9 protein-coding genes are annotated in these 11,676 nt (G+C 74.3%); 2 read left to right on the top strand and 7 right to left on the bottom strand.

Annotated features, from left to right (window positions below):
• The first annotated feature begins 30 nt into the window (after nt 1-30).
• Nucleotides 31-1,434 carry a family 2B encapsulin nanocompartment shell protein gene (locus AC3CHW_RS33320; RefSeq protein ID WP_488468973.1) on the top strand — a complete coding sequence of 468 codons (1,404 nt, stop codon included), beginning with the start codon at nt 31-33 and terminating at the stop codon, nt 1,432-1,434.
• 130 nt (nt 1,435-1,564) lie between these two features.
• Here the strand turns inward: AC3CHW_RS33320 and AC3CHW_RS33315 are convergent, their stop codons facing one another.
• The 7 genes from AC3CHW_RS33315 to AC3CHW_RS33285 all read right to left on the bottom strand — a co-directional run bounded on the left by AC3CHW_RS33315 (nt 1,565) and on the right by AC3CHW_RS33285 (nt 9,740).
• Nucleotides 1,565-2,233 (bottom strand): ABC transporter ATP-binding protein, encoded by a 669-nt coding sequence (locus tag AC3CHW_RS33315; RefSeq protein WP_381157375.1) that lies wholly within the window; start codon nt 2,231-2,233, stop codon nt 1,565-1,567.
• Nucleotides 2,226-3,326 (bottom strand): ABC transporter ATP-binding protein, encoded by a 1,101-nt coding sequence (locus AC3CHW_RS33310; protein WP_488471258.1) that lies wholly within the window; start codon nt 3,324-3,326, stop codon nt 2,226-2,228. Before AC3CHW_RS33310 ends, AC3CHW_RS33315 begins: the two co-directional genes overlap by 8 nt.
• A gap of 59 nt (nt 3,327-3,385) precedes the next feature.
• On the bottom strand, nt 3,386-4,309 hold the full coding sequence (locus AC3CHW_RS33305; protein ID WP_488468972.1) for an ABC transporter permease: 924 nt from the start codon (nt 4,307-4,309) through the stop codon (nt 3,386-3,388).
• Nucleotides 4,302-5,267 carry an ABC transporter permease gene (locus AC3CHW_RS33300; RefSeq protein WP_176165793.1) on the bottom strand — a complete coding sequence of 322 codons (966 nt, stop codon included), beginning with the start codon at nt 5,265-5,267 and terminating at the stop codon, nt 4,302-4,304. The genes AC3CHW_RS33305 and AC3CHW_RS33300 overlap by 8 nt, the downstream gene beginning before the upstream one ends.
• Nucleotides 5,268-5,302: 35 nt before the next feature.
• Nucleotides 5,303-6,895, bottom strand: a complete 1,593-nt coding sequence (locus AC3CHW_RS33295) for an ABC transporter substrate-binding protein (RefSeq protein ID WP_488468971.1) — start codon at nt 6,893-6,895, stop codon at nt 5,303-5,305.
• 236 nt (nt 6,896-7,131) lie between these two features.
• Nucleotides 7,132-8,460, bottom strand: coding sequence for an acyl-CoA dehydrogenase family protein (locus AC3CHW_RS33290; protein ID WP_488468970.1), 1,329 nt, complete (start codon nt 8,458-8,460; stop codon nt 7,132-7,134).
• Nucleotides 8,457-9,740: an acyl-CoA dehydrogenase family protein gene (locus AC3CHW_RS33285; RefSeq protein WP_488468969.1), complete on the bottom strand. Its 1,284-nt coding sequence runs from the start codon at nt 9,738-9,740 to the stop codon at nt 8,457-8,459. Before AC3CHW_RS33285 ends, AC3CHW_RS33290 begins: the two co-directional genes overlap by 4 nt.
• Nucleotides 9,741-10,356: 616 nt before the next feature.
• On the opposite strand from AC3CHW_RS33285, the gene AC3CHW_RS33280 reads away from it, so the two are divergent.
• Entirely contained in the window at nt 10,357-11,649 is a 1,293-nt protein-coding gene (locus AC3CHW_RS33280; RefSeq protein WP_488468968.1) for a transglycosylase family protein, read from the top strand.
• The last annotated feature ends 27 nt before the right edge of the window (nt 11,650-11,676 follow it).

Raw genomic sequence — 11,676 nt, 5'->3', positions numbered from 1 at the left:
ACAGAACCTTACGAAAGGCTGTTCCAAGAAATGACGACTTCCGCGGAAACGGGTGCGGCGACAGCCGGCGAGCAGCAGCTCAGCCTGGGCACCGCAGCCGCTCGCAACCTGGCCACCACGACGAAGACCGTCCCGCAGATGCAGGGCATCTCGACGCGTTGGCTGCTGCGGGTGCTGCCCTGGGTGCAGGTCCAGGCCGGCACGTACCGGGTGAACCGGCGGCTCACGTACACGGTCGGGGACGGCCGGGTCGAGTTCGTCACCACCGGTGCCGAGGTCCGGGTGATCCCGCCGGAGCTCGGCGAGCTGCCGCTGCTGCGCGGGTTCGCGGACTCCGCCGCGCTTGAGGCGCTCGCGGACGCCTTCGAGCAGCGGGAGTACGACGCGGGGAGCGTGCTGGTCGAGGCGGGCCAGAGCGCGGACCAGGTGGTGCTGATCGCGCACGGCAAGCTCAACAAGGTCGGCACCGGCAAGTACGGCGACGAGACCGTGCTCGGCGTGCTGGCCGACGGCGACTACTTCGGCGACCGGGTGCCGGTGGACCAGGACGCCGTGTGGGAGTACACGGTCAAGGCCGTCACCCGGTGCACGGTGCTCACGCTCTCCCGGCAGGCGTTCCAGACCGTCGCCGAGCGGCACGCCGCGCTCACGGAGCACACCGAGGCGTTCGCGGCCCGGCCCGAGCTGCCGACCAACCGGCGGGGTGAGGCGAACATCGCGGTGGCCTCGGGCCACTCGGGCGAGCCGGTGCTCGAAGGCACCTTCGTGGACTACGAGTTGGCGCCGCGCGAGTACGAACTCAGCGTCGCCCAGACCGTCCTGCGCGTCCACACCCGCGTCGCCGACCTCTACAACGAACCCATGAACCAGGTCGAGGAGCAACTGCGACTCACCGTCGAAGCGCTCCGCGAACGCCAAGAACACGAAATGATCAACAACCGCGACTTCGGCCTCCTCCACAACGCCGACCTCAGCCAGCGCATCCACACCCGCACCGGCCCGCCCACCCCCGACGACCTCGACGAACTGCTCTCGCGTCGGCGGAAGACGCAGTACCTGCTGGCCCACCCGCGGACCATCGCCGCGTTCGGCCGCGAGTGCAACAGCCGCGGGCTGTACCCGACGGGCGTGGACTTCATGGGTTCGTCGGTGCGGGCCTGGCGCGGGGTGCCGCTGCTGCCCTGCAACAAGATCCCGATCAGTGAGACGGGCACGAGCTCGATCCTCGCCATGCGCACCGGCGAGGCGGACCAGGGCGTCGTCGGCCTGCACCAGACGGGCATCCCGGACGAGTACCAGCCGAGCCTGAACGTCCGCTTCATGGGCATCAACGAGCAGGCGGTCTCGTCCTACCTGGTCAGCGCGTACTACTCCGCCGCCGTCCTGGTGCCGGACGCGCTGGGCATCCTGGAGGACGTCGAGATCGGCCTCTGACGCGGCTCGGGCCGGCCGTCAGCGACTGACGTCGGCCGACACCGACCGTGTGGCCGTGGGGCCCGGGCGACGGCACCGGACCTCACGGCCACACGTGTGCCCGCGGGCGCGTCGGGCGATCGGGCCCACGTCAGTCCGTGTCGGCGCCGGACAACTCGGCCCAGCCGACGGTGCGGTCGCACCACCGGGTGAGCAGCGCGCGGTCGTGGCCCACGGCGAGCAGGCCCGCGCCGCTCTCGCGCCGGTACTCCTCCACCACGTGCACCAGCGCGGCGGTGGTGGACGCGTCGAGCATGGCGGTCATCTCGTCGCAGACCAGCCAGCGCGGGCGCAGGGCGAGCGCGCGGGCGAGGCAGGCGCGCTGCAACTGGCCGTCGCTGACCTCGTGCGGGCGGCGGGTCAGGAGGTCGTCGCCGAGGCCGACCCGGTGCGCCAACTCGCCGGTGCGCGCCACCGCCTCGCGGCCCCGGCCCGTGGCCCGCAGCGGCTCCGCGATCAGGTCGGCGAGCCGCAGCCGCGGATCGGCCGAGAGCCGTGGCTGCTGGAAGATCACGCCGTAGGCGGTGCGTTGGGCGCGCGGCGCGCGGTGGCGCCAGCCGCGGGCCACCTCACCGTCGAGCACCACGCGCCCCGCGTCGGGCCGGTGCAACAGGGCCGCCACCCGGGCCAGGGTCGACTTGCCGCAGCCGCTGGGGCCGAGCAGCCCCACCGCCTCGCCGTCCGCGACGCGCAGCGAGACCCCGCGTACGACGGGGGACCGTCGGTCGTACCCGGCCGTGATGTCGCGCAGCTCAAGCATGGTGGGCCTCATCGGTGCGTGGCTCGGCGGCACGTGGGGCGGCGGCGGTCGGCTGCTCCGCGCGCGTGGCGGTGTGCTGTGCGCGGGCTGGGGCGTGGTGGCAGGCCACGTCGTCCAGGAGCGCGGGGAGCGCGGCGCACCGCTCGGTCGCCTGGTCGCAGCGGGGGGCGAAGGCGCAACCGGCCGGCAGGTCGCCGAGTTCCGGGGGCATGCCGGGGATGGGTGTGAAGGAACGCTCGGGCAGGGCGTCGAGCAGCCGCCTGGCGTACGGGTGGCGGGGGCCTGGGTCGCCGAAGAAGTCGCGGGCGTCGGCGATCTCCACGATACGGCCGGCGTACATCACGGCGACGCGGTCGGCGATGCGCTCCGCCGCGACCAGGTCGTGGGTGATCATGAGCAGCGCGCGGGCCCGGTGCTCGGTGTTCGCCGGTTCGGTGGTCGGCCCGGCGGCGGGCGCGGCGGCGGGCGCGGTCTCCTGCGGGGCCGGAGCCGGCTGGTGTGCCGGGGCCGGCGCCGGGGAGATGTGGCGGCGCAGTTCGTCCACCGTGCGGTCGACGAGGTCGCGGTCGAGGCCGGTGGTCGGCTCGTCCGCGAGCAGCAGCGCGGCGTCACCCACCAGGGCCAGCGCCGTCGCGGCGCGCTGGGCGAGGCCGCCGGAGAGCTGGTGCGGGTAGCGGTCGAGGTGGTCGGCGGGGAACGCGGCCCGGTCCGCCGCCTCCCGCGCCGCGCGCCGCAGCTCGGGCCGCCGGACCCCGGTCAGCTCCCGTACCGTCTCCTCCAACTGGGCGCGCACGGTGCGCACCGGGGTGAGGTGGGCGGACGGGCTCTGCGGGACGAGGCCCACCCGTCGCCCCCGGATGGCGCGGGAGAGCAGGCGCTCGTCGGCGGTCAGCAGCTCGACGGGCTCGGCGTCGGCCGGGCCGGCCAGGTGGGCCGTGCCGGCGGTCTCCGCGTTGCCCGGCAGCAGCCCGAGCAGCGCGGAGGCGAGTACGGACTTGCCGCAGCCGCTCTCCCCCACCAGGGCCAGGCACTCGCCGGGCCGCAGCGCGAAGGTGGCGTCGGAGACGGCGGCGATGTGCCGGCCGCCGCGCATCCGGAAGCGGACCGAGAGGCCGTTCACGGCGAGGACCGGGGTCGACCGGTCGGGGCCTGTCACAGCGTCAGCTCCGATCGACGGCGCGGGTTGATGCGTTCCCGCCAGGCGCCGGCGAGGCCCGCGATGGCCAGGGTGGGGATGATGATCAGCAGGCCGGGGAAGAGGGTGGGCCACCAGTCGCCGGCCAGCAGTGAGCTGCGGGCGCTCTGCACCATCGCGCCCAGGCTGGCCTTGTGGCTGGGCAGGCCGAGGCCGAGGAAGGAGAGCGCGGACTCGTGCCAGATGGCGTGCGGCACCATCAGTACGGCGGCGAGTCCGGCCTGCGGCAGCACCGCGGGCAGCAGGTGGCGCACCGTCACGCGCAGCCGCGACGCCCCGCCGGAGATGGCCGCCTCCACGTAGGGGCGGGACCGCAGCGAGAGGAGTTCGGCGCGCACGATGCGGGCGGTGGACAGCCAGTGCGTCAGCGCCACCGAGATGACCACCGGCCAGACGCCGGGTTGGAACATGGCCACGATGAAGATGCCGAGCAGCAGGTGCGGCACCGACGAGAAGACGTCCACGAGCCGCATCACGACCCGGTCCATCCAGCCGCCGACGGCGCCGGCGAGCGCGCCGACGGCGGTGCCGATCACGGTGGCGGCCAGCGCGGCGACGACCCCGACCAGGAGGGAGACGCGCAGTCCGTACACGCAGCGCAGCAGCAGGTCGCGGCCGACGTCGTCGGTGCCGAAGGGGTGGTCGAGCGAGGGTGCGCGCAGCTTGTCGGCCAGGTGCACGGCCTGTTCGTCCAGCGGGAAGAACAGCGGTACGAGCAGCACGGTCAGGACGACGACCGCCACGAGCCCGGCGCTGACGCGCACCCGCAGCGCGCGGCTGCCGCGCTGGGCGCCGGCGGCGGTGGTCCGCCAGCGTGGGGCGGGCGAGCCGCGCTCCACCGAGGTGGGCGGGGCTTCGGCGGTGGGTGTGAGGTCAGCCATCGAAGCCCACCCGGGGGTCGGCGAGGCCGTACAGCAGGTCGGAGAGCAGGTTGCCGGCGAGCACCGCGACCGTGGCGAGCACGGTGAGGGCCGCGAGCAGCGGGAAGTCCACGCTGGTGGCGGCCTCAACGGTGGCGGAGGCGATGCCCGGCCAACTGAAGACGGTCTCGATCAGCAGGGCCCCGGTGATCAGCTCCGGGACGCGGGAACCGACGAGGGTGAGTACCGGCAGCAGCCCCGAGCGCAGCGCGTGGCCGAAGAGGACGGTGCGCTCGCTGAGCCCGCGGGCGCGGGCGCCGCGCACGGGGTCCTCGTCCATCGCGTCGCCGACGCCCTGGCGTACGTAGAGCACGAACCACGGCAGTTGGGAGACGGCGAGCACGGCGGCCGGCAGGATCAGGTGGTGGGTGACCTGGCCCGCGGTGGCGACCTCGCTGGCGGTGTCGGTGAGCCCGCCGGCGGGCAGCGCGTCCAGCTTGAGGGCGAACAGCCACACGGCCAGCAGCCCGAGCCAGAACGGCGGCGCGGCCTCCAGCGTGTAGCAGACGAAGGTGATCGCGCGGTCGAACAGGCCGCCCCGGCGCCGGGCCGCGAGCACGCCGAGCACGGTGCCGCCGAGCACCGCGAGGGTGAAGGCGACCGCGCACAGCAGCGTGGACCAGCCGATGCGCTCCGCGATGACCTCGGCGACGGGCTGCCGCAGCGAGCTGGAGTCGCCCAGGTCGCCGGTGACGGCCGAGGTCAGCCAGTCCCACCAGCGGACGGTGAACGGGTCGTCGGCGCCGAGGTTGGCGCGCAACTGGTCGAGGTTCTCCTGCGAGGCGGTGAGCCCCGCGGTGCCGGCGTACGCCTTGACCGGGTCGAAGGGCGAGGCCGCCGCGATGGCGAAGACGCCGAAGGTCACGCAGAACAGCACGGGCACCGCGAACAGCACCCGGCGCCCGACCAGCCGCGCCATCGGCAGCCACGGCAGGCCCGGGCGCCGGGTGGGCGTCACTTCTTGGGCCGCCACTTCTCGACGTTCCACCACGGGCCGGAGGCCAGGCCGTGGTCGTGCGGCTCGACCTGGGTGGTCAGCGACTCCCAGCGGTCGGCGAGGACGTAGAGGTGGTCGATGTGGGTGAGGAAGGTGTAACCGGGGTTGTCGACCAGTTCGCGCTGGATGGTGTCGTACGCGGCCTTCCGCTTGGCCTTGTCGCCGCTGCGCCGGCCCTCGGCGAGCGCCTTGTCGACGTCCGGGTTGTCGTAGAAGGCCATGTTGTTGAAGCCGTCGCCGGCCAGGGCGGAGTTCAGCAGCGTGTACTGGTCGAAGTCGGGGTCGGCCGGGCTGCCGCCGCCCGCGAGGACCGCGTCCCGCTTCATCCGCGGCTCGATGACCTCCCAGGTGCCGGACTGCACCTTGATCTCGATGCCGGCCTTCTTGGCGTCGGAGGCGTAGGCCAGCGCGTGGTCCTGGCGGAGCTTGTCGCCGCTGAGGTACCAGAGGGTGAACGAGGCGCGCTTGCCGTTCTTCGCGCGGACGCCGCCCTTGCCCGGCTTCCAGCCCGCCTCGTCCAGGATGCGCTGGGCCGCCGCCAGGTCGTGCCGGCGCTCGGTGCCCTTGGTGAACCACTCGCTGTCGGTGGGGACCGGTCCGTAGGCTTCTTTGCCCGCGCCGTCCAGGATGCCGTCGACCATGGCCTTGCGGTCCACCGCGACGTCGAGTGCGCGGCGCACGGCGCGGTCACCGGCCACCGGGTTGTCGCTGGGCAGCGTGACGGTGCGGTAGTCGTAGGTCCTGGCGGTCAGGGTGCGCAGGTCGTCGTCGCTCTTGAAGGTGGCGGCGAGGTTGGGCGGCAGGATGGCGCCGTCGAGGTCGCCGGAGCGCAGCCGGGTGGCGCGCACGTCGTCGTCCTTGACGATCGCCATCGTGAACTTCTTGACCTTCGGCACGCCGCCCCAGTAGGTGGGGTTGGCCCTGAAGACGAGCTTCTCGCCCTTGCTCCAGCTACTGAGGACGTAGGGCCCGGTACCGATGGGCTTGGTGGTGAGGGAGCCGGTGTTCACGTCCTGCTTGCTCGCCACGTGTTCCGGCGCGATGGGCAGCACGGTGCGCTCGGCGAACGGCGCGTACGGGTACTTGAGATGGAAGACGACCGTCTTGTCGCCCTTCTTCTCGACGCTCTTGATCGCGTCGAGTTCGGTCTTGGACGCGTTGTTGGTCTTCTTGTCGAGAATGGTGCGGTAGGTGAAGACCACGTCGTCCGCGTTGAACGGCTCCCCGTCGCTGAAGCGCACGCCGTCGCGGAGGGTGTAGGTGTACGTCAGGCCGTCGCCGGAGACCTGCGGCAGCCTGGCCGCGAGGGCGGGCTTGAGCCGCATCTTCGCGTCGTGCGTCAGCAGCCCGTCGAAGATCTTGGAGTTGCCGTCCTTGCCGTAGCCGAGGAGCGGGCTGAGCGTGTCGGGCTCGTACGCGATGCCGACGACCGCCGCGTCCTTGGGGCCGCCGCCCTTGCCGTTGTCCGGGGTGGAGCACGCTGCCGCGCCCACTGCCAGGACGCCCGCCGTCGTCGCGGCGGTCAGTATCCGTATCGTCCGGGCCGTCATGCCCCACCTCTGTTGAAGATCAACCGTTACTGCGAAACGGTCGCAATTAAACAACATGTCGAAGCGAAGGCCCAGAGGGGGTGCACGCCTGGCCACACCACGCCATGGAACGGACGGTTTCGGACGGCTGACCCGCCGGCCCGTGGCCAGCCACCGCCCGGGGCGGCGAGCGCGGCCACGGGCCGGCGGCCTCCGGCGCGCTGGCCTGTCCGGTCCGACGCGGTGTGGGCCACCGCTCAGGCAGGTGGGGCCGGCAGGTCGACGAGGTCGGCCAACGCCTCCTGGTGGCGGCCCGGCGTGCCGAGGGCGATCTCGTCGCTCTTGGCGCGCTTGAGGTACAGGTGCGCGGGGTGCTCCCAGGTCATGCCGATGCCGCCGTGCAGTTGGACGCACTCCTGCGCGGCGTGCACCGCGACGCGCGCGGCGTGGGCCTGGGCGACGGCCACGGCGACCGGCGCGTCCGGGGCGCCGGTGGCCAGGGCGTCCGCGGCGGCGCGGGCCGCCGCGCGGGCCGAGACCAGGTCGAGCCAGATCCGGGCCATCCGGTGCTTGAGCGCCTGGAAGGAGCCGACCGGACGGCCGAACTGGTGCCGTTCTCCGGTGTGGCGCACGGTCTCGGCCAGGCACCATTCGGCGAGCCCCAGTTGTTCGGAGGCCAGCAGCCCGGCCCCGGCGCGCAGCGCCCGGCCGATCGCCGCGTCGGCCGTGGCGGGCCCGGCGACGCGGCGGGCCGGCGCGCCGTCCAGGCCGACCCGGGCGAGCGGGCGCGTCGGGTCCAGCGCGGTGGTCGGCTCCAGGCGCGGCCCCGACGAGCCGGCGGCGCCGGCGTCCACCGCGTAGAGCCCCGCGCCCGCCGGGCCGCGCGCCGGGACCAGCAGCACGTCGGCGGCGAGCGCGTCGGCGACGCTGGTGACCTCGCCGGTGAGGGCGGCGCGCGCGTCGGCGCGCACGGCGGTGTCGGCGCGCACGGCGGTGGGGTGTGCCGTCCCGGGGGCGCTGGACAGCGGCACGGCGAGCACTCCGATCCGCTCCCCCGTGGCGAGTGCCGCGAGCAGTTCGGCGGCCACCGTGGCCTCGGGCTCCTCGGCCTCCTCGGCCGCCTCGGCCCGGCCGTCGGGCCGGGTCGCTGCCCGGGGCGTGGCGTCGGCGCGCGGGCCCGGCACGGCGGCGGGCTCGTGGGTCGCTCCCCCGGGGCCGGCTCCGACGCAGGCCAGCAGGGCTTCGGTGGCGATGACGGCACTGGTCAGGTACGGCACCGGGGCCACCGCGCGGCCCAACTCCTCCAGGACGACGGCGGCTTCCCGGGCACCGGCGCCCTGCCCTCCGAGCGCGTCCGGGACCAGGAGCCCGGCGAGGCCCAGGTCGGTGGCGAGGATCTGCCAGAGCCCGGCGTCGTACGCGCGGCCCGCGTCGACGTGCGCGAGCACGGTCGTGGGTGGCAGCCGGTCGGCGAGCAGCGCCCGCACGGCGGACCGCAGGTCCTCCTCGTGCTCGCGGTAGAGCAGGTCGGGGGCGTTCGGGGCGGCCGGCCGGGGTGACGTCGGGGCCGGGTCCTGGTGCGTCATCGGGGGAGGTCCTTCCAGGCGGCGTCCGTGTCGGCGCGCGGCTCGGGCGGCAGGCCGAGCACGCGTTCGGCGATGATGTTGAGCAGGATCTCGGAGGTGCCGCCCTCGATGGAGTTGCCCCTGGCCCGCAGGTAGCGGTAGCCGGCCTCGCGCGCCGTGAAGTCGACGAGGTCGGGCCGGCGCATGGTCCAGTCGTCGTACGCCAGGCCCGCCTCGCCCATGAGCTCCACCTCCAGGCCGCTGATCTCCTGGTTCAGCCGGGCGAAGGCCAGCTTCATGGCCGACCCTTCGGGACCCGGCTGGCCGACGGCGAGTTGCTGGCCCAGCCGCTGCCCGGCGTACCGGGCGGCCTCGGCCTCCACCCACAGCCGCAGCAGGCGCTGGTGCAGGTCGTGCGTGCGCAGTTCGGGGTGGTCGCGCCAGGCGCGCGCGGCGACGCCGATCATGCCGTGCTCGCGGGGCACGCTGCCGCCGCCGATGGCCACCCGCTCGTTCATCAGCGTGGTCCGCGCCACCCGCCAGCCCTCGCCCACGTCGCCGAGGCGCCGGTCGTCGGGGATGCGCACGCCGGTGAGGAAGACCTCGTTGAACTCGGCCTCGCCGGTGAGTTGGCGTAGCGGGCGCACCTCGACGCCGGGGTCGGTCATGTCGCAGATGAAGTAGGTGATGCCACGGTGCTTGGGGAGGTTCGGGTCGGTGCGGGCGATGAGGATGGCCCAGCGCGCGAGGTGGGCCTGGGACGTCCACACCTTCTGCCCGTCCACGAGCCACTCCCCCGCCCGCGCGCCGTCCGCGCCCGCCGGGGCGCCCTGGCCGGTGCCCCGGGCGGGGACGTGGACCGCGCGGGTGCCGAGCGCGGCGAGGTCGGAGCCGGCGCCGGGTTCGCTGAAGAGTTGGCACCACACCTCCTCGCCGGTCCACAGCGGGCGCAGCAGCCGGTGCTTCTGCTCCTCGGTGCCGTAGCGCAGGATGGTCGGGGCGGCCATGCCGAGGCCGATGCCGATGCGGCGCGGGTCGTTGTCGGGGGCGCCCGCGGCGGCGAGTTCGGCGGTGACCAGGCTCTGTAGCGCGCGCGGCGCGCCGAGGCCGCCGAGCCCGACCGGATAGTGCACCCAGGCGAGTCCGGCGTCGAACTGGGCCCGGAGGAAGTCGATCCGCGCGGTGGTGGCCGGGTCGTGCGTGGCGAGCAACCGACGCACCGCGCGCCGGACTTCGGCCACCTCCACCGGCTCGGGCGAGGTGGCGTGCGAGGCGTCGGGGCCGGCCCCCGCGGGGCTCATCGGGTCCGCGCCAGGTCGCGAACCGGAAGGCCGCGAACCACTCCGGGGACGGGCCGGCGCAGTGCAGGACCGGCCGGGCGGCGGCCCGTACGCGGGGGCGCGGCGGGCCGGTCGGGGCGCGCGGCCCGCGGCGCTGGCGGTGCCGCGCGCGACTCGGGGAACGTCTCTGGTGTCGTACCGCGGCGCGGCTCGCCGCTCTCGTACACCCGCCGTGCTCGCATGCGCTGGCCTCCCGCGTTCGGTCGATGGACGGGCGGGCGCGAGGGCCCGCCCGAGCGCAGACTAACCAGTCGGTACGCCTGGGAGACAGCGCCCCGTCGCGACGGACGCGGCGCGGATCCCCCACCGGCCCCGCGCGACCCCGGCCGTGCGCGCCGTCGCCGGCTCGGGGTCTGTACCGGTGGCCAACAGGCGGTGACCTGGTACGTGTTCGGCGCTCCGGGACGGTCAGCGGACGCGGTCGGCCGTCGCGCGCGGCGGCGCCCCGGGGCGCGGTGTGAGGAGAGCGCGCGGAGTAGCGAAACGGCGGGCGAATGCCCTCTTGTAGCGGGTTCGGCGGCGGCCCTACGCTGTGGCGCGCCGAACACCCGTCCACGGGTGCAGCGAGAGGAACGCTATGTCCGTACGTGGTCGCCATCGCCGTCATCAGCCCAACCGGGTCTCCCGTGCCTCGCTCACCGTCACCGTCAGCGGCGCGGGCATGGCCCTGCCGCTCGTCGCGGCGGCCGGAGCGAGCGCCGCCACCCAGGAAGCCTGGGACAAGGTGGCCCGATGTGAGAGCACCAACAACTGGGACATCAACACGGGCAACGGCTACTACGGCGGGCTCCAGTTCTCGCAGAGCACCTGGCAGGAGTACGGCGGCGCCGCCTACGCGCCACGCGCCGACCTGGCCACGCGGGAACAGCAGATAGCGGTCGCCGAGAAGGTGTTGGCCGCCCAGGGCCCGCAGGCATGGCCCAACTGCTCCGGCTCCGTTCTGACGCGGGGCGACGCACAGCCCCAGGCCAAGTCCGCCCCCGCGACGACGGGGCAGGTCACGACGGCGGCCGGCCAGCAGCGCAAGGTCGAGACGACCCCCACCTCACTGCCCGGCCGCGGACCCAAGGCGGGGCCGTACGTGGTGGTGAGCGGCGACACGCTCTCGGGCATCGCCGACGAGAACGACGTGCGCGGGGGTTGGCGGGGGCTGTACGAGGCTAACCGGCCGACCATCGGCCAGGACCCGAACCTGATCCTGCCGGGCCAGCGGCTGTCCCTGAAGGGTGGCTCGGCCGCGCCGGCCCAACCCAAGCGCCCGCAGGCCAAGACGCCGCCCACGGCACGGCCGAAGCCCGCGCCGAAGGCACCCGAGCGGCCCTCGGTGAAGCCGCGCCCCAAGGACGACAGTCGCCAGCAGGTGAGCAAGCCAGCGCCCAAGCCCACCCAGAAGCCGGCGCCCAAGCCACGGCACAGGCCGGAGCGCGTACCGGAGCAGCGGAAGCGGCCGGCCCCCGCGACCGGTGGCTACACCGCGCCGGTCAGCGGCGTGGGCGTCACCACCGGGTACCGGGTGGCCGGTTCGAGCTGGTCCCGTGGCTACCACACGGGCGTGGACTTCCCGGTCTCGATCGGCACCTCGGTCAGGGCGGTCGGCCCGGGCACCGTCGTCTCCTCCGGTTGGGGCGACGCGTACGGGTACCAGGTCGTGATCCGGCACGCGGACGGCAGATACAGCCAGTACGCCCACCTGTCGCAGATCGTGGTGCGCGAGGGGCAGTCCGTCAGCGGCGGGCAGCGCATCGGTCGTTCCGGCTCCACCGGCAACAGCACCGGCCCGCACCTGCACTTCGAGATCCGCACCGGGCCCGGCTACGGCTCGGACATCAACCCGGTGGCCTACCTCAGGGCACACGGCGTCACCATCTAGGCGGCGCGCTGTTCCCCGGCCCGGGTC

Source organism: Streptomyces sp. MGP-BFMKR1 (assembly GCF_057766585.1).
The sequence above is the reverse complement of the archived record's forward strand: the minus strand, read 5'-3'. Positions and strand labels throughout refer to the sequence as shown.